This window comes from Rhizobium sp. NZLR1b, assembly GCF_019685155.1.
GTDB lineage: Bacteria > Pseudomonadota > Alphaproteobacteria > Rhizobiales > Rhizobiaceae > Rhizobium.
In genome coordinates this window covers 21,156-41,550 of the sequence record NZ_JABDWC010000029.1, presented here as the reverse complement: position 1 = coordinate 41,550, position 20,395 = coordinate 21,156, and the positions used below count along the sequence as shown (strand labels likewise).

Annotated in this window: 19 protein-coding genes, 1 pseudogene and 1 other annotated feature (1 of these 21 running past the window's edge); of the genes and pseudogenes, 7 read left to right on the top strand and 13 right to left on the bottom strand. The window is 62.7% G+C overall.

The annotated features are described in order from the left end of the window. Positions 1-177 precede the first annotated feature (177 nt). From HJB84_RS29015 to HJB84_RS29005, 3 genes are all read left to right on the top strand, one after another. Positions 178-951, top strand: coding sequence for a siderophore-interacting protein (locus HJB84_RS29015; protein ID WP_221117605.1), 774 nt, complete (start codon positions 178-180; stop codon positions 949-951). Between the two features lie 129 nt (positions 952-1,080). Next, positions 1,081-1,572 carry a MarR family winged helix-turn-helix transcriptional regulator gene (locus tag HJB84_RS29010; protein WP_207580850.1) on the top strand — a complete coding sequence of 164 codons (492 nt, stop codon included), beginning with the start codon at positions 1,081-1,083 and terminating at the stop codon, positions 1,570-1,572. 27 nt (positions 1,573-1,599) lie between these two features. After that, complete coding sequence (locus HJB84_RS29005; RefSeq protein WP_221117623.1) at positions 1,600-1,971, top strand: NUDIX hydrolase; 372 nt, start codon at positions 1,600-1,602, stop codon at positions 1,969-1,971. Between the two features lie 45 nt (positions 1,972-2,016). On the opposite strand, the gene HJB84_RS29000 is transcribed toward HJB84_RS29005, so the two are convergent. From HJB84_RS29000 to HJB84_RS28990, 3 genes are all read right to left on the bottom strand, one after another. Continuing rightward, on the bottom strand, positions 2,017-3,315 hold the full coding sequence (locus HJB84_RS29000) for an epoxide hydrolase family protein (RefSeq protein WP_207580852.1): 1,299 nt from the start codon (positions 3,313-3,315) through the stop codon (positions 2,017-2,019). A gap of 126 nt (positions 3,316-3,441) precedes the next feature. Beyond that, positions 3,442-4,515 (bottom strand): DUF3095 family protein, encoded by a 1,074-nt coding sequence (locus tag HJB84_RS28995; protein ID WP_207580853.1) that lies wholly within the window; start codon positions 4,513-4,515, stop codon positions 3,442-3,444. A 104-nt stretch (positions 4,516-4,619) separates the two neighbouring features. Then, positions 4,620-5,015: an Ohr family peroxiredoxin gene (locus HJB84_RS28990; protein WP_221117604.1), complete on the bottom strand. Its 396-nt coding sequence runs from the start codon at positions 5,013-5,015 to the stop codon at positions 4,620-4,622. Between the two features lie 144 nt (positions 5,016-5,159). Here HJB84_RS28990 and HJB84_RS28985 point away from each other — a divergent pair. Next, positions 5,160-5,498: pseudogene (locus tag HJB84_RS28985) on the top strand (SAM-dependent methyltransferase); the annotation flags it as partial. Between the two features lie 45 nt (positions 5,499-5,543). Here HJB84_RS28985 and HJB84_RS28980 read toward each other — a convergent pair. The 4 genes from HJB84_RS28980 to HJB84_RS28965 all read right to left on the bottom strand — a co-directional run bounded on the left by HJB84_RS28980 (position 5,544) and on the right by HJB84_RS28965 (position 11,416). Next, complete coding sequence (locus HJB84_RS28980) at positions 5,544-5,891, bottom strand: CAP-Gly domain protein (protein WP_207580854.1); 348 nt, start codon at positions 5,889-5,891, stop codon at positions 5,544-5,546. 136 nt (positions 5,892-6,027) lie between these two features. Further along, on the bottom strand, positions 6,028-7,341 hold the full coding sequence (locus HJB84_RS28975) for an extensin family protein (protein WP_221117603.1): 1,314 nt from the start codon (positions 7,339-7,341) through the stop codon (positions 6,028-6,030). A 206-nt stretch (positions 7,342-7,547) separates the two neighbouring features. Then, positions 7,548-9,116 carry a heme peroxidase family protein gene (locus HJB84_RS28970; RefSeq protein WP_246762670.1) on the bottom strand — a complete coding sequence of 523 codons (1,569 nt, stop codon included), beginning with the start codon at positions 9,114-9,116 and terminating at the stop codon, positions 7,548-7,550. A 482-nt stretch (positions 9,117-9,598) separates the two neighbouring features. Next, a complete protein-coding gene (locus tag HJB84_RS28965; RefSeq protein WP_207580856.1) occupies positions 9,599-11,416 on the bottom strand; it encodes a methyl-accepting chemotaxis protein in 1,818 nt (605 codons plus the stop codon). A gap of 288 nt (positions 11,417-11,704) precedes the next feature. On the opposite strand from HJB84_RS28965, the gene HJB84_RS28960 reads away from it, so the two are divergent. Both HJB84_RS28960 and HJB84_RS33810 read left to right on the top strand, forming a co-directional pair. Continuing rightward, a complete protein-coding gene (locus tag HJB84_RS28960; protein WP_207580857.1) occupies positions 11,705-12,091 on the top strand; it encodes an acyl-CoA thioesterase in 387 nt (128 codons plus the stop codon). A 19-nt stretch (positions 12,092-12,110) separates the two neighbouring features. Next, positions 12,111-12,245, top strand: a complete 135-nt coding sequence (locus HJB84_RS33810) for a hypothetical protein (RefSeq protein ID WP_259671206.1) — start codon at positions 12,111-12,113, stop codon at positions 12,243-12,245. A 185-nt stretch (positions 12,246-12,430) separates the two neighbouring features. On the opposite strand, the gene HJB84_RS28955 is transcribed toward HJB84_RS33810, so the two are convergent. The 5 genes from HJB84_RS28955 to HJB84_RS28935 form a co-directional block, all read right to left on the bottom strand. Then, positions 12,431-13,615: a DUF1501 domain-containing protein gene (locus HJB84_RS28955; protein ID WP_207580858.1), complete on the bottom strand. Its 1,185-nt coding sequence runs from the start codon at positions 13,613-13,615 to the stop codon at positions 12,431-12,433. A 10-nt stretch (positions 13,616-13,625) separates the two neighbouring features. Beyond that, complete coding sequence (locus HJB84_RS28950) at positions 13,626-15,137, bottom strand: DUF1800 family protein (RefSeq protein WP_207580859.1); 1,512 nt, start codon at positions 15,135-15,137, stop codon at positions 13,626-13,628. 121 nt (positions 15,138-15,258) lie between these two features. Further along, entirely contained in the window at positions 15,259-15,606 is a 348-nt protein-coding gene (locus HJB84_RS28945) for a DMT family protein (RefSeq protein ID WP_164012071.1), read from the bottom strand. Positions 15,607-15,977: 371 nt separating this feature from the next. Further along, positions 15,978-16,787 (bottom strand): class I SAM-dependent methyltransferase, encoded by an 810-nt coding sequence (locus HJB84_RS28940; protein ID WP_207580860.1) that lies wholly within the window; start codon positions 16,785-16,787, stop codon positions 15,978-15,980. A 122-nt stretch (positions 16,788-16,909) separates the two neighbouring features. Then, positions 16,910-17,791, bottom strand: a complete 882-nt coding sequence (locus HJB84_RS28935; protein ID WP_207580861.1) for an NmrA/HSCARG family protein — start codon at positions 17,789-17,791, stop codon at positions 16,910-16,912. Between the two features lie 101 nt (positions 17,792-17,892). Between HJB84_RS28935 and HJB84_RS28930 the strand changes: the two genes are divergently transcribed. Further along, a complete protein-coding gene (locus HJB84_RS28930; RefSeq protein WP_207580862.1) occupies positions 17,893-18,807 on the top strand; it encodes a LysR family transcriptional regulator in 915 nt (304 codons plus the stop codon). Positions 18,808-18,818: 11 nt separating this feature from the next. Here HJB84_RS28930 and HJB84_RS28925 read toward each other — a convergent pair whose 3' ends face one another. Further along, a complete protein-coding gene (locus HJB84_RS28925; RefSeq protein WP_221117602.1) occupies positions 18,819-20,285 on the bottom strand; it encodes a SulP family inorganic anion transporter in 1,467 nt (488 codons plus the stop codon). A 69-nt stretch (positions 20,286-20,354) separates the two neighbouring features. Then, positions 20,355-20,395 (bottom strand) — a sequence feature (sul1 is cis-regulatory element that is thought to sense ions involved in sulfur or methionine metabolism; They are found in Alphaproteobacteria) (it continues 15 nt past the right edge of the window).

Below are 20,395 nucleotides of genomic sequence, written 5' to 3'. Positions count from 1 at the left end.
CGCAGCCGCCATGCGGTTGCACGCGCCGCCACCGTCGGCTACATCAAACCCGTCAATGGCCGGGTCACCCGGCCACGTAAGCGTTAACGTCACTCAACGCGTATGATCGAACGGCTTTGCGGCTTCGATCTGCGCGACTGTGTCCTGCGGATCGAGTTTCAAAGCTCCTGAGGACACATGGACAACAATCAACCCAAAGACCAGACGTCGCCGGCCCCTGCCATCGAGCGGGTGCGCCACGACACGCCACGGCGCACGCTGACGGCCGAAAGCGTCGTCGATATCACCCCCGGCATGCGCCGCATCACGTTGACCGGCGACGATCTTGCCGATTTCATCAGCCTTGCGCCCGACGACCACATCAAGATTTTCGTACCGGCCGCCGATGGCGGAGAAGAGCGCCGTGACTACACGCCGCGCCGCTATGATAATGCCGGGCGGAAATTGACCATCGATTTCGCCTTGCACGAGGCAGGCCCGGTGACGCGGTGGGCGATCGGCGCCCGCCCCGGCGACAGGCTCGAAATCGGCGGGCCAAGAGGCTCCGCCGTGGTTTCCGCGAACGTCAAACGATGGCTGCTGATCGGCGACGAAACGGCGCTCCCGGCGATTGGCCGCCGGATCGAGGAGAGCCCCGCCGGAACTATCATCACCACAGTCGCAGCCGTCACCGGCCAGGTGGAAGAGCAGACCTTCGACACGTCAGCCGAATTGCACGTCCACTGGGCGCACCGGCCTCTCTCCAAGGCAACCGATGCCGCAGCCCTGCTGAAACTGCTGGCCACGGTCGATATCCTGCCGGAAACTTTCATCTGGGTCGCGGCGGAAGCCTCGGTGACACGCAATATCCGCGCCTATCTGCTGACGGAAAGAAGGTACCCGCTCGGCTGGATCAAAGCGTCCGGTTATTGGGTGTTCGGCAAGGCTGATGCGACGGAAAAGTTCGCTTAAGCCGAAGAGCTCGACACTGGCCGCCGCTCCGGAAATCGGGGCGACGGCCGGATAAAACACCGTCTTTACCATTGCGATTTAATCGGATGCGATATATATAATTGATAAATATTGAAACAGGATAGGCCCATGCCCGCATCTAAAGCAAAACAGCCCGCATCAAACTCCCCTAAGACTGATGGTGACGGCCGTAAGCTTTCGAACTTCCTGTGCTTTGCGGTCTATTCAGCCAATCTCGCCTTCGGCCGCGCCTACAAGCCGGTCCTGGACGCGATCGGCCTGACCTATACCCAGTATATCGCCATGGTCGCCCTTTCCGAGGAGGACGAACAGACCGTCAGCACGCTGGGGGAAAAACTGTTTCTCGAATCCAACACGCTGACGCCCATTCTCAAGAAGCTGGAGTCAGTCGGCTTTATCACCCGCCATCGCGATCCCGCCGACGAACGGCAAGTGCGGGTGAGCCTGACGCCGGCGGGACGCGATCTTCTCGAAACCGATCCCAGCTCCGTCCTGATCGACGCCGTCGGCCTCGGCGATGATTTCCCCGTCGTACAGAAATCGGTGACGCGGCTGCGCGACAACCTGCTACGGGCACAGGTCAAACCGGAAAAATCATGATCGCGACACATGTCGGCACCTGGTGACATGCCCGAGATCGCAATCGGCGCATTGATTGTGAATGCGAGCGTTCTACTCGCAAGGCGAAGTTCCGAACGCAAGACGCACGCGGATCGGTGGAGCTTGCCGGGCGGTCATGTCGAGAGCGGCGAAGACGCCGAGACGGCGATGCGCCGGGAATTGTGGGAAGAAATCGGCGTGACGCCGCAGCACTGGCAATCGGCAGGAATGTTCGTTTCCGTCGATCGATGGCAGGGCTCCCCGCGACTTATCGGTGATGAACACACAGCGCTCAGATGGTTTGCCGCCGCCGAGATAGACTGCGAAACCGAGCTGGCACCGCCTCAGCTCGGTGAAATCCTCGCAAAGCTCGTCTCGCAGCAGAGCCGCAAAGAGTGAAGGCGCGTTGCGCGAACCCGGTTCGGCACAATGCACTTTTTTGCCTTACTGGCGCAGCGATCCAAATGCCGTCCTCAGCTCAGCCGCCATAGCCATAGGCTGTTCCCAGGCGGCAAAGTGGCCGCCTTTGTCGAGCCTGTTGTAGTGAATGAGTTTCGGATAGGCCTTCTCCGACCAGCTCTTCGGCGCCGCATAGATTTCGTCGGGAAAGGCACTCACGGCAACCGGAATCTTGATGCCCCTGGGGTCGAAAAAGCCTCCCGATGGAAAATGCGCATTGTCCCAGTAGAGGCGTGCAGAGGAGATTGCGGTATTCGTCAGCCAGTAGAGCGTGACGTTGTCGAGGATATCATCCTTCGTCAGCCCCTCAGGCTTTCCGTCGAAAACACGGGCGATCATCTGGTAGCTGCGTATGTCGTGGTCGAGCATCCAGGCCGCGAGACCGACCGGCGAATCGACGATCCCGTAGAGCGTTTGCGGCCGGTTGTTCATCTCGATGGCGTAGCCCAGCCCATTCTTGTAGAAGTCGTCGAGCTGATCCCAGGCGTGCTTTTCATCGGGCGAGAGGCCTGCGGGCGGCGGCCCGCCGGCGGCGAGCGCCTTGGCGATATCGGCCGGAACCGTGGCCGCCATGTTCGTGTGGATGGCGAGCAATCCCGGCGGTTCCTGCAAAGCCATCAGCTCCGTGACCGCATTCCCCCAATCGCCGCCCTGCGCCACGAACCTGGTGTAGCCGAGGCGCTGCATCAGCGTCACCCAGGCACGAGCAATGCGAGGAGGATTCCAACCCGGCGCAGTTGGCTTGCCGGAGAAGCCATAGCCTGGCAGTGATGGGATCACCACATGAAACGCGTCCGCTTCGCCGCCGCCATGCGCGGTCGGGTCGGTGAGCGGCTCGATGATCTTCAGTTGCTCGATGATCGAGCCAGGCCACCCATGGGTGACGATGATAGGCAGCGCATTTTCATGCTTGGAGCGGACGTGGATGAAGTGGATATCCAGCCCATCGATCTCGGTGACGAACTGCGGCAGCGCATTGAGCCGGGCCTCCATCTTGCGCCAGTCGTAATCCCTCGCCCAATGGTTCGCGAGCTTCTGGATCGTCTCGCACCGTACGCCCTGGCTATCATCCGTAACGGTCTCCTTGTCCGGCCAACGGGTCGCCGCGACGCGCCGGCGCAGATCGTCGAGCGCCTCCTCGGGGAAGTTGACGCTGAAGGAGGTAATCGTCTCGCCGCTCGCCTCGGCGCTCCCGGTCCCGCCAAGCATGCTAATGGCCCCGGCTGCCGCGGTGGCGGCCAGCAGTTCGCGCCGGGTGGGCATTGATAGGGATGTCGGTGACATGACGCTTTCCTCTCCGTTCGATCTGCAGGAATGGACGAGGATCGACTGGCCGACCTCGTTGCAACAGTAGGTCATTCGCGTCTGCCCGGACTATGCGCCGGGGCTATGGAGGGGTCAATTACCCTGTCAGGCTATGTCTCGACCGCCGCGAATGGGCCTCTCAGGCTGACGCGATGCCACGGCAAGGGCGCCCTCCTCCATCATCTCGGCCGCCTTGGCATAACCGCCGTCCATTCCATCGAGGAAATGCAGGTGCGAATCCGGGCGGCCGGATGGCACGAGGCAGGTCATCAGCGCATGCGACTGGCGGTGCAGTCCGAAATCGACCTCGCCGCGCGCCCGCGCCGCAATGAGCATGGCCTCGACGCCGTCGATCTGCTCCGGCGCGCAGTCGAGCGTCAGGCGCAGGCCGTCGTCGAACTTGCGGAAATCCGAATTGGAGGCGACCTCCGACCAGTGCGGAGCATCGACCCGCTTTCCGCCGTCCCTGTGGACAGCCATATTTCCGGGAAGTGGATGAGACCGGCGCGGCGCGGCGTCGAAAACCCCAAGCACGCGCTTCGCCAGCGCCGCAAAGACCTCTGGGCTGGTATCGTCACGAGGCTCGACCAAGAGCGACAGGATCTCACCCCGCTGGCTTGGGAACGGCGCCCAGTCGCAGCTCAGGCCGGTCAGGTTAGGCCTCATAGCATAACGGCCGGGCTTCACCAGATAGCACCCATTCTTGATCTGTCGCTCCGCCCATTTGAGCCCGCCTCCGGCAAACATCGCATAGGTCGCACTCTCGGAAGCGGCATAGCGCGCGATCCTGACATCACGTCCATTCGCGCGGATTTCGCCGACAGTGACGAGCCCAACACGCAGGTCGAGATGAAGATCGGATTTGGCAAAGCCCGCCACATCACGCAGGGCCGATGTCGCGGCCATGATGCCATTCGCCGACAAGGCGAAGGCCGCTCCGTCTCCGCGAAACACGAAGGGGAAATCGAACGAGCCCCAGGCATTGCCGAGTGCGGCGATGATCGATGCGCCGGCATAATTGACGTCTTCATAGCGCCCGGAGCGGATCGCCTCAGTCGAGCTGACGACGTCGGTGATGCCGATCAGCCAATCGTCAGGCAGCGGCTCGTAGACCTCGGGATCGAGCACAAGCGAAAACTCGTCATAGGCCCGGCGCAGCTGCGCATCGCTGTTGATCATGGCACGTCCTCCGATCGGCAGGGTTGCTGCCAGCTCAGAAACGGGTCTGCCGCCGATCGGCAGACCCCCGCTTGGAATGTCGGCGCGAGGCCGGCCCTTCCCGTTCAGACAAGCTTGGTTTCGACGTCGATGTTGCCGTGGACCGCCTTGGAATAGGGGCAGATGCCGTGGGCTGCCTCGATCAGCTCCTGCGCGATCTCGCGATCGATGTCTGCCAGGCTGACATTGAGCCGTGCACGCAGGAAGTAGGAGCCGTTGTCGCCGTTGAGCGTAATCTCGGCATCGACTTCAGGACCGGCCGGCAGCGTGATCTTCCGCTGCGCGGCAGCGAGCTCGATGGCGCCGATATAGCAGGCCGACCAGGCGGCGCCGAACAGGTTTTCGGCCGCCGGATGCGGCTGCGGCAGTTTGATGTCGAGCGTGCCATCGCTACTGCGCGCATAGCCGTTGCGGCCGCCGGTGATGTGGGTCTTGCCGGCAAAGATAAGCTTCTCGGTCATGATTCATATCCTTTCGGTTTGATTTTTACGCGCATCCGATTTGATCGGATGCGCGTTAATAGGCCGAACCGAATTCGATGTCAACACTATTCCGATTTAATCGGATACGATTTATTTGGAGAGCAAGAAGAGCCCGCTCAACCCAACGGCGTCGGCAACATGTGCGAGGTCTATCGCCTGACGACCGTCTTCGGCAGCGCCCCGACCGATCCGGCCGCCGAAGCCTTTGGGCATGACGCCGCCGAGCAAGTGATGCGGTCGCAATTCGGAAACATGGCAATGTCGCAGTATCCGGCAAGCATGCGGATCACCGAGCCTGAGGATGCTTTTCTGGCGCTGACCTCCTATCCGCCCGGCGAAGGCGCCGACGAGCCTCAGCTCAGCCGCTTCCGCCAGGCCATCGCCGATGCCTTCCGGCAAGGCGGCAGCGCGCTCGATGTCAGCAAGGAGACCGGGCTGTTCCTCAGCAGGAAGCCGGCCTGATCGGATCACGGCCTTCCATCGCGACCGGCCGAGGCAGACCGGCGCTCAGACCTTTTCTTTCTTCTTGATCTTTTCCTTCGGCTCCACCGGTGCATCGGGCGTCGGGGCCAGAAGCTTGCGCAGCGATGAAATCTTGTCCTTCACCAGCGGCCGGAAACGCGTCGCGCGATAGGGCATGTCGGCCGCGCCGTAACCTTCCGGCCCGTCGTCATTGCCGCGATTGATTTCCGCGAGCTTCACCCCGATGAACGTGCCGTCGATATAATGGGTATATTCGCCGACCCAGCGGATCGTATAGATCTCGCCCTTGCGAATGAGTTGGTCGATGCTGACATGCTTGAAGGTATCGTTAATACAGACGACCTTCTGGCCGACATGGAAATCATAGCTCATGGATCAAACTCTCGAACGGCAATCCGCTTGACCGATCTATAGCGCGCCGGACCGCAGGGATGAACCATTTTCTGCCAGCGGGCTTTTTTGCCGCGACAAAGCCGCACCCGCGCGCCACGGTTCAAGGCGAAATGCATCAGTCGCAATAGGCCTTGCCGCTCTTGCGGGACCGCAGATCGAAATGGAAATGGTTCCAGTGTTCGGGGTTGCTGCCAGGGCCGAGCACGGTATTGAAATAGCGGCAACTGTCGCTGCGCACCGCCTTCAGCAGCCGGCCTTCGCGCAGCGAAAAGAGACCCTTTTTGCGTACGTCGATCTCGTGGCCGTTCTTCAGCACGAACTTGCCGACGTCGATCGCGTTGCCGCGAGCGTGTTCCGACATCGGATTGTATTTCTGCCGGCTGTTGTTCATGCGCCGGCAGGAATAGCCGCCGAGCGGCTGGATCGTCTTGATGCCGCTCCAGTAGCGGTAGCGGGCGGACGGTGCCAACTCGTTCTTCACCCATTTGGCGAAGGCGAGCGTCACCTGGCAGTTCAGCGTCACCGCCGGCTGCACGCCAATATTGCCGGAAAGCCCCTTCAGCGACACCGGATAGGGCACCTGACAGGCAGGCCCGTTGGAAATCGGCGCCTTTTCGTCGAAGAGCACACCCATACGCTTCAGCTCGCGCCGGCAGGCAAGCTCGGAGGTCGGCATGACGCTGGGGTCGACGGGTGCCGCCGGTTCGCTCATCATCGGATTGTTCGGTCGCAGCATCGCGACCTCTTCGCTTTCGTCCTCTTCCGGAACGCGTGACGGCGCCACCACAGGGCTGCCGTCGTTCCAGGCCGGCGCCCGGCTCATTTGCGCTTGTGCCGCCGGCTGCGGCATCGCCCGCGGTACGGGCTGGCGTAGCGGCTGGTTCACCTGCTTCGGGCTATCGGTGCCGATTCCGTCAACGACCGGCTCCGTCGCATTTCCCTCGGCGATCTGCTGCTGTTGTTCCTGCGCCAACCCGACGACCGGCTCTGCCCCAAGCTCGTCATCCATATTGACGCCGCCGGACGGGACCGCAAGGTTCTGCGTGCCGCCCCAATTGCTGCTCGACTGGCCCGCCGCCAGCGCCTCGTCGCTGTCGATCATCGGCAGGCGGCCCCTGCGCGCCGCCGGCGCGGCATGGCCGGCGCCGGCAAGGTTCGGCGTATCGAGGTAGTCGACGGACCCCTGGCTATTGCCGGCAGGCGCACTGGAAACTGGATAGGAGGCCTGGCTTTCCGCGGGCGCAAGGCGCTCCGAACGCGCCATGCGGACCGAGGGCGCCATGCGCGCCGCCGGCGAGATCGAGCTCACTCTGGTGCCGTTGTCGACATTGGCCGGCGGCACAAGCCCCTCGCTGATCGAACAGGTGGTCAGCGACGCCGAGAGCAGCAGGGGCAAAAGGGCTCGCCGAGGAAAGGAAACAAACGCCATACTCTTATCGCTTCCGCAGGCCGACTGGGCAGTGACAGAAAAAACTCACTCCAATTTTAATTAAGAACGGTGAATGAAAACTTACCGGCACAATCTGAACGCGACGAATATGAAAAAGGCCGCTTTCGCGGCCTTGAGATTGGCGATAGATGCAACTTTTGCTCGGCGTCCTCCCCGGCCACTCCCGCAGCCTTGCTCGACATCGGCTACCTGTTGGTGAAATTGATCAGATCCGCCATGGTGAAATGCCCCGCCCCTGCGCTCGGCAATGTCGGCCGCCATTTCGGCCATTGCGCCAGGAAGGAATGCCGATCCTCGCGGATCAGGCCGGCGATGACCTCGGCGATGATCGTGCCGCCGACCGGCCCGAGATGCTGGCTGTTTCCAAAGATCTCCGCCTCGCGCAGGATGTAGAACCACAACGGCGCGTTATCCTTGAAAATCCCGGACTGATCGCTCAGCAACGCGCCGCGCGCCCGCTTCCTCTCGGCATCCTCGCTGTCGAACAGCTGCTCATCCGACAGCGCCTCCATTTCCATATGGCGCGCCACCGCCTGGCCGGAAGGCAGTCCGAGCCGCCAGCCGCGCAGCAGGTTCAAGGCGGCGAGCGCCCTGCGGATATGGATCGGCTCCCTTTGGTGATCGGGCAGGCTCGTCAGCGGATCGACCAACGTCGTATCGAGCTTGTAGGAGGGCTGCGGCAGGACTGCGCCAGCCGGCGGCGCCCCTTCGGGCGCGACCCCGTCGAAGAAGAAGGCCCAGTCGATCGCCCAGAAGTCGGGTAACTCGCGAAAACCGTTCAAATTTGCCCGCGGGTGCTGGATCACGTCAGTCAGAGAGAAAATCGGAATGCGATTGAACTTTGCCTTTTTCCCGTTGAACCGCTGCTCGATCGGGTCGGGCCTCGTGACGGTTCGGTTCAGCGAATAGCTCGGTCTCACCATTGTATGACCGTATCGGTATGCCGCCACCGAGAATTCGACGGGGATGAAGGCGTAGCGGCCCTGTGGATTGTAGAAGCGGACATTCGGCTTTTCGCCTCTCCCGACGATGACGCGCTCGTAGGTCTCTTTGCCGATGATACGGGGCAGGAAATCATGCAGGACGATCCACTGGTAGTGCCAGCGCACCGTCTGCTGACAGAGCCCGAAATCGCGGCTGCGCGACGTATCGACGACCTTGTTGTGGAACCGGAGGAAGGTGGCGTGGAGCTGCGAGACGATCACGTTTTCGTCGTTGCGCTTGTCGCCGAGCAGCGCGCGCCGGATTTCGGCCGCGTTCCTCGGCAGATCGGGGCGGCTGTTTCGAGTCTTGTCGAAATCCTTGTCGTCCCCGAGCAACAGATGAAGTTCATCGTCCTCGTAGAGGAAAGGCTGATCGGCCGGCCCCGAACCATAGACGGAGTCCAGGTCGAGGCGTGGCGTACGGAAATCCTGCAGAGCATCCGGATCGTTGAAGCGGTCGAGCGACGAGACCGGATCGAATGTGATGTCATGATCGAGAAACTGACCGAAATAGGTGAATCCGGCAGGAATTGCCGGGTTCTCGTCTTCGGGCTCCCGCTCGTCAAGCGCGACATCGACGGGTTTTCCCTCTTCGATCTTCTCGGCGAACTCCCCCTGGAACATCGTTTTCGCAAGATCGGTGAGTGCATCCTCGGTAAACGCGGCGGCCGGCAGGTTGCGAAACATCCTCCCGAATCTCTGGTCGCGAACACTCGAATGCGCGACGCTATCCATGCCTCTTACTGGCGAACCATGCTTGCTGCGAGCCATTTCGGCCTCCCTCGGTTACTGAACTGGAATGCGGCAGCGATGCGATGAGGGGCAGCGTTATCGGATGCGGAGGACTGGAATCCTCGAATTCGGGAGACACACGACGGCCATGCCAAGGCCGCCGTGGCCGTGGTCCCGGATAGTTTGCGAAATTGGAGAATTATGGTGGCTTCCGCAACGACAGCAATCGCTATCGTCGAAATGCCCTGCCCTCAACTACAACCTGAATGAAGCATAACGGAGGATAAATTGCAACGAGATTCGCTTATGGATTGAATCTGCTGCCTTTTACCAAGCACATCGCCTGGGTATATCAGCCTGAATTTCTTGGAATTCCGCCGGTCCACGATCCTCTCTACTCCGGATCATGCTGCGTCGCGATTCCGCGATGATGCCGCCACAACGAAAAAGAGCCGTCGTAGCGGCTCTTTTCCTGACGTTCCGATCTGAAGCTGTTTCGAGGCGTTGCTTCGCTCTTCTACTCACGCGGCCCGCGTATACCTCGCTTCGGCCCGCTGCTCCGCGCGCAGGCGGAAATTCGCAAGCAGCGTCTTCAGCTGGGTGCTCTCGTCGGCAAGCGTGCGGCTTGCCGCCGTCGTCTCCTCGACCATTGCCGCGTTCTGCTGCGTCATCTGGTCCATATGATTGACGGAGCCGTTGATCTCGTTGAGCCCGGTCGACTGCTCGCGGGCTGCCGTCGCAATCGATGCCACGTGGTCGTTGACGCGGTTGACCAGCCCTTCGATCTCCACCAGCGCCTCGCCCGTCGAGCGCACCAGCGCCACTCCGCCCTCGACTTCCGCCGCCGACCGGCTGATCAGCGTCTTGATCTCCTTGGCCGCATTGGCCGAACGCTGCGCGAGTTCGCGCACCTCCTGGGCGACGACGGCAAAGCCACGGCCCGCCTCGCCGGCGCGCGCGGCCTCGACGCCGGCGTTCAGCGCCAGAAGGTTCGTCTGGAAGGCGATCTCGTCGATCACGGAGATGATCTGGTTGATGCGGCTCGAGGATTCCTCGATGCGGCCCATCGCCGTCACCGCATTGCGGACGATGTCGCCGGAGCGCCCGGCGCTGACTTTGGTCTCGGCCACCATCTCGCGCGCCTCGTTCGCCCGCTCGGATGCCGTCTTGACCGTCGCGGTGATCTCGTCGAGTGCCGCTGCCGTCTCTTCGAGGGCTGCCGCCTGCTGTTCGGTGCGCTTCGACAGATTGCCGGTCGCTTCGCTGATGTCGTTGGCGCTCTCGTTGACCACGCGGCTCGATTCGGCGATCGCCTGGATAACGCCGTTCAACGCATCGACGGCGGTGTTGAAATCGCTTCTAAGCTTGGCGTAATCCTCGCCGATATCGTCGATCGCAACTGTCAGATCGCCGCCTGCGAGCTTTTCCAGGCCAACGCCGAGCGCCTGCATTGCCCGGTTTTGCCGGTCGGAGGCCGAGCGCAGGCTTGCCTCGTTGCCGCGTCGCTCATCCTCGATCTGCCGCTGCCTTTCATCTTCCCGTCCGCGCAGCGCGCTGCGTTCGTCGACGGAGTCGCGCAGCACCAGCAATGCCTTGGCCATCTGGCCGATCTCGTCGCGCCGGTCGCTGCCGGCGATTTCCACTGACGCCTCTTCGGCGGCGATCGCATTCATCGCCGCCTTTAGCCGGGCGATCGGCGCCGTGACGCTGCGCACGATGGCGTAAGCGATGGCAATCGTGGCGGCGGCCCCGAGCAGGCAGAGCACCGCCGCCCAGATCGCGTTCTGACGATAGAGCGCGGCAAGATCATCGGCATAGACCCCGGTGCCGACGATCCAACCCCAGGGCTCAAAACCGGCGACATAGGAATATTTCAGCACCGGCTGATCGGCGCCCGGCTTCGGCCAGTAATAGTCGACGAAACCCTTGCCATCCTTCTTCACCTTGTTGACGAATTCGACGAACAGGAATTTGCCGTTCGGATCCTTCATCTGCGAGATATCAGTGCCATTAAGCGCCGGCTTGATCGGGTGCATCACCATGGTGGGATGCATGTCGTTGATCCAGAAATAACCGTCGGCGCCGTAGCGCATCGCACCGATCACGTCCTTGGCGGCCGCCTGCGCCTGTTCGCGGGTCATCGTGCCCGCCTGCTCCATCCTGTAATATTTGTCGAATATGCCGAGCGCCGTCGCATCCATCTGCGCCAGCCCCGCCTTCCGCTCCGCTTCCAGTTCGGAATAGGAATAGTTCAAAAAGAACACCATCGTCGCCGCCAGCACGGCAAGGGTGAAGCCTACGAGGCAGTAAAGGCGGGTGGAAATCTTGACGTTGCGCATGAGGTTCCCGGCGATTCTCGTAAATGATGTAGACCCATCTTGAATTGCCGGAATTACTGGAGCGTAAAGCTTATTTAGAGAATGATTAAATACCGTGAGGGAAGGCCGAAGCACTTAAAGTCAACCGTTTGAAATCGAATGGAATTTCGATAGGCAACGGCTGCAATATTTTTCGCCGCGCTTAGCTGCAGCGCCGGGCCATGCCGTCTTTTACAGCCCACAGCCTTTGCACTAGGCTATCGTCCAGTGAATCGCCGGCCTACGGCCCACACCAGATGGAGACCCTTGATGACCGATGCCGCCAAACCGAGAGGCGAATTGACGCTCAGGACGCTTGCCATGCCCGGCGATGCAAATCCGGCCGGCGATATCTTCGGCGGCTGGGTCATGGCGCAAATGGACCTTGCCTCAGGCATCCGCGCCACCGAGCGCGCCAGAGGCCGCGTCGTCACCGCCGCCGTCAAGGAAATGGCCTTCGAGCTGCCGGTCAAGATCGGCGACACGCTGTCGGTCTATACCGATATCGATCGCGTCGGCCGCACCTCGATCACGCTGATCGTTGAAGCCTGGGCGAACCGTGCACGTTACGCCAAGATGGAAAAGGTCACAGCCGGCACCTTCATCATGGTGGCGCTCGACGAAGACGGCAAACCGAAACAAGTTCCCGAGGCGTGACGGACCAGGGGTCGAGAGCATGGAAATGGTCGGCTCGCCGGAGGTCTTCCTTCACATCAAGGTGGTGATGGGCATGGTTATCAGCTCGCAGGCGGCACCAGCAACGATCAGCCGGTGCCCCGTTAGGGGCCTCGAAGACCAGGGCGGCGGTTGACGCCGTCGAGCAGCGTCCATTTGCCGAGGCCGGTGGCCAGCCCCGTCCTTCGAGGCTTCGCCCTGTGGGCTACGCACCTCAGGATAAGGCTGGAGAGGGCGGGCCGGCATCCTTGCTCTTCGCCTACGCTCCGAGCACTGAACTTCTTGGGTACAAGCGAATGACGGGGAGAGCGGGATTTCTCCTCACCCACGCAAAAACTGCGACCCCTTGTCAAACCCCAACCCGGGAAAGATCTTCCCCGTCAGATCATCCACGCCGACATCGAACTGCCGATACAACATCGCCGCGGCGAGTTCGCGCACGTCGGCGGTCGGCATCAGGTCGCGGTCGTCGAGCAGCTGACCGTCGCCGATGCCCGGCCAGCGACCGAGGATGCGGCCGCCGTTGATGGCGCCGCCGGCAAGCAGGGCGCAGCCGCCGGTGCCGTGGTCGGTGCCGGCGGAGCCGTTCTGGCGGGCGGTGCGGCCGAATTCGGTCATGGCGAGCACCACCGTCTTTGCCCAGATCTCGGCCCCAAGCGTCGTCTTCAGCGTGTTGATCGCCTGCGCCAGATCCCGCACCGGCCGCTTGAACTGGCCGGCCTGGCCGATATGCGTGTCCCAGCCTGTGATCGAGAAGCTGGCGATGCGGTAGTCGCCCTTCAGCATGTTGGCCGCAAGCGCTGCCACATCGGCGGTCTTTTCGCCGCGCTGGCCATCCGGCTCGACCATCATCGAGGCGGTGTCGGCCCGCGTTGCCTCGGCAAGTGCAGCAGCAAACGGCGGATCGCCGGCATAAAGCCGCATCAGGAATTGCATCTCGTCGCGTGCCGGCGCCAGATTGGAATCCGACGCCCAGACGTCGACGTCGTTCGGGCCGGAGAGAATAAGCTCCGTCGAGGGGTTGACGTCGATCGCCTTGCGCGCATCCGAGCGCGGAATGGCGGCGAGCGCTCGGTTCAGCCAGCCAGTCTTTTCCTCGGCGACATGTTCGCCGCCGGATTCCAGCATGTCCTGCCCATCGAAATGGCTGCGCTGGTCGCGATAGGGCGTCGACACCGCGTGCACGAAGGCAAGCTCCCGGCTCTTCCACAGCGGCATCAGGTCGGCAGCGGCGGGATTGAGGCCGAAATGCCCGTCGAGATCGAGAAGCCCTGTATCTGGCGTCAGCGCCAGCGTCGGCCGGAGCGCGGCAAAACCGGCATCGCCATAGGGCTGCACTAGGTCCAGCCCGTCCATCGCGCCGCGCAATACGATGGTGACGAAACGATTGTCTCCCGGCATCGCCGCAAAGGTGACCGGCGTGAAGACGGGGGCAGCGGCCAGACAGCAGGCCGACGTCAGAAAGCCACGGCGGGAAAGCGAGATCCGGTTCATGGACAGCGTCATGACCAGCCTCCTATCGGCGGTTGAATTCGGGCGATGCCAGCACCAGCGTCAGTCCGCTGATCTTGTTCGGCGCCTGCGACACGACGCGGATCGTCTCATCGCGCGCCGCATCGGCAAGCGTCGATTTCAGAAATTCGCGCGGATCCTCGTCGCGCCCGAACTGTGCAGAAGCCCGCCTTGCCCAGGCCAACCGCTCGGCAAGCTGGCTGCCGGTAATCCAGGTGGAGAAGCCTTCCTCGAAGCCGGCCGGGCTCGGCGGCAGCCAGGTCGGCTGGCCCATGCGCTTCAGCGCCCCCTGCCCCAACGCCCGCGCCGTCCGGAAGGCCTTGAGCCGCGTGTCCCTCGCCTCGCCGGCAGGACCCGTCGCTACAGGCGACCCTGCCATTCCAGGCGTATTCGCCGCCATGTCGCCCTCATCGGTGCCTTGCTGGTTTGCCGCCAGGAAACTGCCGACGACGCCGTTGACCGGCCCCGCATTCAGCGCCCTCAGACCCGCAATGACATAATCGAAAGGCTGGCGCGCCTTGGCGCCTTCGTCACGCCAGGCGGCAGGATGGTCGAGCATGGCGGTGTAGACGGCTGTGAGATCACCATCCGTCTTCTTCCAGGCCATGGCCATGTCGGACACCATCCCCTCGTCGGGCTGGTCGGAGATAAAGTGCACTGCAAGCTTGCGGCTGATATGCGCCGCCGTCTTCGGGTGGATGGCGAGATCGTCGAGCATGTCGAGATAGTCGTCGCGTGAGCGCTTGCGCCCGCCATAGCTGACGCCGAGCACCTCATGCGTGCCGGGCTCTGAGATACTCGGCCGGAAGGCGATGTCCATCTCCTTGCGGTCGATGGTGAGCCCCGTCAGCACCATGGCCGCCGCCGTGACATCTGCCTGGCTGTAGCCGCTGCCGGCGCCGAGCGTGTGCAGTTCCAGCAGTTCGCGACCCAGATTTTCATTCAGTCCCTTGTTGCGCTTGATGCCGCCGGCTGAATCCGGCCCGAGCGAATCCGCCTGGTCGAGATAGATCAGCATGGCCGGATGGGCCGTGGCGCTGCGCAGCAGATCACCGAACCCGCCCGACATGAACGGCCGGATCGCCTCGGCCTCGTAGAGCGGTACGATAAGGCGCATCGGCAGGCTTTTATTGGCGCTGGTGGAGAAATGATTGGTCCAGAAGGTCGCCAGCCGCTCGTAGAAGCCGTACGGCGACAGCACCGCCTGCATCAGGCGCAGATTTACATCGTGCTGGAACTGCTGCTGCGCTTGCCGCTGCACGCCCTTCCGCATCTCGCGCTGCGTCGTATCGTCGGTCACCGACTTGGCGTCCTGGCGGATCTGCTTCAGTTGCTCCTGCAGGCTGAGGATCGCGCGGTGGCGGGTCTCGGGTCCGCCAAGCGGAAAGTCCGGCGTTGCCGCCGCCCCCTTGCTGAGCTGACCGATCAGGTCGTCCTTGCTTTGCGGCGGCGCCTCACCCGGACGGAAACCATAGCCGAACCGGATCGCCGCCATCGTCGGGAAAGAGAGGCTCATGGCCGGTCAACTCCTGATCACGTGGTAGTGACAAGCTGCCAGCCGATTGCGACGCCAATCTGTAGGAAATGTGGCGATTTCCGGACATGGACGATTTGTAATCTGTTGAAAAAATTAAAGTTTATGCCCGGAAGATAAAGGATGCCCCGATCGCGATGAGCGCGAAGCCGATCGCATGATTCCACGTCAGGTTCTCGCCGAGCCAAAAGATCGAGAAGCCGGCAAAGACCAGCAGCGTGATCACCTCCTGCATCGTCTTCAACTGGGCCGTCGTATAGACCGCCGAGCCGATACGGTTGGCCGGCACCGCCAGGCAATATTCGAAAAAGGCGATTCCCCAGCTGACCAGGATGGCAAGGAAGATGGCACTGCCCTTGTGCTTGAGATGCCCGTACCAGGCAAAGGTCATGAAGATGTTGGACGCAAACAGCATGACGACGGGCCAGAGGGCGGCGGGAGAAAACGACATGGAATAACTCGGGGCTGTGGAGCGGGCATAGGTAATCCGGCCAGATACCGGCAGGCCTTACCTAGCACGCCACCATTCGACGGCAAGCCCCAAGGCTCAGACCAATCGTCTCACGCCGGCGCGACGATGTGGATCGGTGATCGGGGTATTGCACCACGGCTCTGGGGGCCGCGGCATCCCCGACGCCCCTCATGCTGAGGCGCGCAGCCCGAGAGGGCGGAGCCTCGAAGCACACGCCAACATTACTTCTTGCTTTCATTCGGTGCCGGCACGCCCGCCTCGTCCTTCGAGGCCCTGCGGGGCACCTCAGGATGAGGCTCTCTGGGGCGCCCACGCATGCTCGCTATCTCGGCAGCCGTCACAACCGACACCTAACCGCCATCCGGCACCCTGCCCCGACACGCCCACGCCACCGACGCGAAGGACCGCGGCCCGTCGGGCTCGCCGGCCTCATATGCCGCCCTGACCGCGCCATCCACAGCCGTTCGCTTCGCCGGATCCAGCCCAGCGACATACTTGCCGAGCGGCCCCTCACCGGCGGCAATCGGTTCCCAGTAATCGTCGAAGGAGAGGTATTCCATCCGGATCAGCAGCGATGTCTCCTCGACGTCGACAAGGCCCTGGCTGACGAAACTTTCCTTCATTTCTCCCGGTCGCATCATCGGCTGAAAACAATATCGGCGGCGCAGCGGCAACGCCTGCTCATCGAGCATGACAACAGTGTCCCACATCATCCGCATGCCGGACATCCCGCCATAGTGGTCCCAGACGGCGGCGGCGACCATGCCGCCCGGGCGAACGACACGGCGCATTTCGGACACCGCCTTTCCCGCCTCCGGCACGAAATGCAGCACGAGCAGCGACATCGCCCGGTCGAAGCGGTTATCCTCGAACGGCAGCGCGCAGGCATCTGCCTGTCGGATCGCGATCCGCGGATCGGTATTGCGCCGCGTCGCCGCCTCGACGAAAACCGGCGAATAATCGATGGCGGCGATCTCCTTCAAGCCTGGTCTTTCCGCCAGCGTAAAAGCCAGACTGCCGGTGCCGCAGCCGACATCGAGCACTCGATCCCCATCCGCCAATCCGGCGAAATCGATCAGCAGCGGCGCCAGCCTCTTGCTCCAGCGCCCCATCAGCCGCTCATAACCATCCGCACTTTCGACATTGAAACTCGACGGCATCGAAGCCTCCCTCTTCAAGAACGATGGTCTATCGCCGTAGAGCCGAGCGATCCGTCGCCTCGCACAAGGCGCGTCGGGCTCTCCGTCGTCCCCGGTTCAAGCCGGGAACGACGGAGAGTGTATCAGGCGGATGCCTTGCCGAGAACGCTCCAGTCGAAGCCGCGCGCCCAATCGGCATAGCTGTGCCAGCCGACATCGGGGAAATCGCGGCGCAGGGCAGCGATGTCGACATCGTAGCCGGTGCGGTTGAACCATTCGAACATCAGCGCCGCGTCCTCGCTCTGCTGCCGCATCGCGGCGATCGGCAGTTCGCGGTAAGCAATCGGCCGATCGAGCGCCTCGGATAGGATCTTCGCCTGCTGCTCGCCGGACAATTCGTCGCCGGCAATATCGAAACGCTTGCCGAATACCTGTTCGCGCCGCTCGGCCAGTGCTGCGACGAAAGCGCCGATGTCGTCGATGGTGACCTGCTGCAGCAGCCGGGTTGGCGGCAGGGCCGCGGCATAGACGCGTTGGCGCAGCCCGTCGATCGCCCAGGGCGCCACGGTATTTTCCATGAAGGCGACGGGCGCGCTGATCGTATAGGGAATGCCGAGGCCTGCGATATGCTTTTCGACGAGGTACTTGCTGTCGAAATGCGGAATGCCGGTCTTCTTGTCGGCATCGCCAACGGAGGAATAGATCAGGTGCCCGATTCCGGCGGCCTTCGCCGCATTGGCGACGGTGATGCCCTGGCGCGTTTCCGCTTCCGTCCCGGCCTCGTAGCTGTTGCCCATCAGGAACATCGTGTCGACGCCGTTTGCAGCCTTCGCCACGGATGCGCCGTCATTCAGATCGCCGGCGACGACCTCGACCCCTGCCGCAGCCAACTGCTTTGCGCCGTCGCCGTCCGGCTTGCGCGAGATCGCCTTGACGCGGTGTCCCCGCGCGATAAGCGCACGCACGACCGCGCCGCCTTGCTGGCCGGTGGCGCCGGTGACCAGAACGCTTCTAATGTTGCTCATCTGTCTTTTCCTTGTTTGTGACTGACGGAGCAAAGTTAGGGCCTGTCGCATTGAACCATAATGGCTTATAGTTGAGAAACATCGTACCACATCAGGATACAATGCTCGACCTCAACGATATCGTGATCTTCGCCCGCGTCATCGAGGCCGGCAGCTTCACCGCCGCGGCGCGGCTGCTCGGCATGCCGAAGACAACCGTCAGCCGACGCATTGCCGCTCTCGAGCGCGAACTCGGCGTGCGCTTGCTGCAGCGCACGACCCGCAGCCTCAGCCCGACGGATGCCGGCCGCCTCTATTACGAGGAAAGCAGCCAGGCGCTCCGCACGATCGAAGGCGCCAACCTGCGTCTTGCGGAAGCAAGAACCGAGCCTGCCGGCACGATCCGCATATCGGCGCCGGTCGGCTTCGGTGGCCACTTCCTGCAGGATGCGATCTTCGATCTTCTGGCGACCTACCCGAAGTCGAGGGTCGAGTTGCGGCTGACCGACGACAGGCTGAATCTCGTCGAAAACGGCATAGACCTCGCCTTCCGGACCGGCATCCTGGAGGATTCGACGCTGATCGCCCGCAAGCTCGGCTCGACGCATCGCTTGCTCTGCGCGAGCCCCGACTATCTCGCCCGCTGCGGCGCGCCCGATCGCCCGGCGGATCTCGCCCGCCACCACTGCGTCATCGCCGGCCAATCCACCCATGCGCAATGGCTGCTTGAAGGCCCGCACGGACAGGAAACGGTCTCGGTCTCGGGGCGCTTTGCCGCCAATGAAATGCAGGCGGTCATGGCCGCAGCGATCGCCGGTTATGGCATCGCCCGACTGCCCCATGGGGTCGCCAATGCCTGCATCAGGGATGGGCGGCTGTGCCGCGTTCTCGACGGTTACACGACCCCGGTCGGCGGCCTGCACGTCGTCTATCCGAGCAGCCGGCACCTGCCGCCTCTGGTCAAGACCTTTATCGAACTCGCCGCCAGACGGTTGAACGCGGGAGCCGATGGCAGCGACGACTTCGCCATCATATAGCGGTAGCCCCGTCACACCCCCTCCAGCACCACCTTGCCATCGAGGCTTTCGATCAGCATCGAACTGGCCTGGTTGAGGCCGGCAACCTCCACAGCGATGCCATGCGCCCGGAAGCGCTGCACGACCTTGTCGAGTGCGGCAACGGCGGTGATGTCCCAGAAATGCGCCTCGGAGACGTCGATCAGCACGGTCTTGCCGATCGCGTCCTGAACGTCGAAGGCCTCGACGAAGACGTCGGCGGAGGCAAAGAACACCTGGCCGGACACACGGTAGATGCGTTGCCCGACGGCTTGATCAGGCGCCACCTCGATGCGCAGCAGGCGGGCGACCTTGAAGGTGAAGAACACGCCGCTGAGCAGCACCCCGACCGTCACCCCAAGCGCCAGGTTGGCAGTGAAGACGGTGACGACGACGGTCGCCACCATGACGGCGCTCGACATCCGGGGATGAACGACGACCGCTCTGAGCGACGACCAGTCGAAAGTGTCGATCGATACCATGACCATGATCGCCACCAGCGCGGCGACCGGAACCTCGGAGACCCACGGCTTCAGCAGCACCATCAGGATCAGCAGAAACGCCCCGGCAAACAGCGTCGAGAGCCGGCCGCGCCCGCCATATTTCACGTTGCTCACCGTCTGGCCGATCATGCCGCAGCCGGCAATGCCGCCGAATAGGCCCGCGGCTGCATTGGCAAGGCCAAGACCGGTGCATTCGCGGTTCTTCGAACTCGGCGTATCCGTGATATCGTCGACGACGCTCGCGGTCATCATCGATTCCAGCAGCCCGACCATGGCGATGGCAAGTGCGGGTCCGGCGATGATCCGGAGGGTTTCCAGCGTCAGCGGCACCGCCGGCCAGCCGAACACCGGAAGCGAATCCGGCAGTTTGCCGAGGTCGGCGACGGTCAGAACGGGAAGTCCGAACCCGATCGAGGCGACGGTCAGGATCAGAACGCAGATCAACGGCGACGGGATCGCCGTCGTGATCCGCGGCGTCAGATAGATGATCGCAAGCCCGGCACTCAGCACGGCATATTCCGTCCAGCCGGCGCCGATGATGTGCGGCATCTGCGCAGCAAAGATCAGGATGGCAAGCGCATTGACAAAGCCGGTGCGCACGGATTTCGACACGAAGCGCATCAGCACGCCGAGCCGCAGCAGGCCGAACACGATCTGCATCAGCCCCGCCAGCAGCCCGGCCGCGAAGAGATAGGGCAAGCCGTGGGCATGCACCAGCGGTGCCGCGACCAGTGCGACCGACCCGGCCGCCGCCGAAATCATCGCCGGGCGTCCGCCGGTGAACGCAATGACGATGCCGATGACGAAAGAGGCAAACAGGCCGACCTCGGGATCGACCCCCGCCACGAATGAAAAGGCGATGACCTCGGGGATCAGGGCGAAAGTCGCAACCGCACCGGCAAGCATTTCGCGCGTGGGATTGGCGGACCAATCACGACGGATGGAGGAAAGCAGCATGGATAGAGTCTCGCAAAGCATGGCCGGGCTCGCTCTATCGAGCGGTCGTGTCGCGACATGCAGGTTTTGCGTTATCTGGCGGATCGGCGGCCAGAAGAGCCACCCGGGGT

Bases quoted from the DNA above. Each gene is read 5' to 3' on its own strand.
- HJB84_RS29015 (WP_221117605.1), top strand. From the start codon at position 178: ATGGACAACAATCAACCCAAAGACCAGACGTCGCCGGCCCCTGCCATC.
- HJB84_RS29010 (WP_207580850.1), top strand. From the start codon at position 1,081: ATGCCCGCATCTAAAGCAAAACAGCCCGCATCAAACTCCCCTAAGACT.
- HJB84_RS29005 (WP_221117623.1), top strand. From the start codon at position 1,600: ATGCCCGAGATCGCAATCGGCGCATTGATTGTGAATGCGAGCGTTCTA.
- HJB84_RS29000 (WP_207580852.1), bottom strand. From the start codon at position 3,315: ATGTCACCGACATCCCTATCAATGCCCACCCGGCGCGAACTGCTGGCC.
- HJB84_RS28995 (WP_207580853.1), bottom strand. From the start codon at position 4,515: ATGATCAACAGCGATGCGCAGCTGCGCCGGGCCTATGACGAGTTTTCG.
- HJB84_RS28990 (WP_221117604.1), bottom strand. From the start codon at position 5,015: ATGACCGAGAAGCTTATCTTTGCCGGCAAGACCCACATCACCGGCGGC.
- HJB84_RS28980 (WP_207580854.1), bottom strand. From the start codon at position 5,891: ATGAGCTATGATTTCCATGTCGGCCAGAAGGTCGTCTGTATTAACGAT.
- HJB84_RS28975 (WP_221117603.1), bottom strand. From the start codon at position 7,341: ATGGCGTTTGTTTCCTTTCCTCGGCGAGCCCTTTTGCCCCTGCTGCTC.
- HJB84_RS28970 (WP_246762670.1), bottom strand. From the start codon at position 9,116: ATGGCTCGCAGCAAGCATGGTTCGCCAGTAAGAGGCATGGATAGCGTC.
- HJB84_RS28965 (WP_207580856.1), bottom strand. From the start codon at position 11,416: ATGCGCAACGTCAAGATTTCCACCCGCCTTTACTGCCTCGTAGGCTTC.
- HJB84_RS28960 (WP_207580857.1), top strand. From the start codon at position 11,705: ATGACCGATGCCGCCAAACCGAGAGGCGAATTGACGCTCAGGACGCTT.
- HJB84_RS33810 (WP_259671206.1), top strand. From the start codon at position 12,111: ATGGAAATGGTCGGCTCGCCGGAGGTCTTCCTTCACATCAAGGTGGTG.
- HJB84_RS28955 (WP_207580858.1), bottom strand. From the start codon at position 13,615: ATGACGCTGTCCATGAACCGGATCTCGCTTTCCCGCCGTGGCTTTCTG.
- HJB84_RS28950 (WP_207580859.1), bottom strand. From the start codon at position 15,137: ATGAGCCTCTCTTTCCCGACGATGGCGGCGATCCGGTTCGGCTATGGT.
- HJB84_RS28945 (WP_164012071.1), bottom strand. From the start codon at position 15,606: ATGTCGTTTTCTCCCGCCGCCCTCTGGCCCGTCGTCATGCTGTTTGCG.
- HJB84_RS28940 (WP_207580860.1), bottom strand. From the start codon at position 16,787: ATGCCGTCGAGTTTCAATGTCGAAAGTGCGGATGGTTATGAGCGGCTG.
- HJB84_RS28935 (WP_207580861.1), bottom strand. From the start codon at position 17,791: ATGAGCAACATTAGAAGCGTTCTGGTCACCGGCGCCACCGGCCAGCAA.
- HJB84_RS28930 (WP_207580862.1), top strand. From the start codon at position 17,893: ATGCTCGACCTCAACGATATCGTGATCTTCGCCCGCGTCATCGAGGCC.
- HJB84_RS28925 (WP_221117602.1), bottom strand. From the start codon at position 20,285: ATGCTGCTTTCCTCCATCCGTCGTGATTGGTCCGCCAATCCCACGCGC.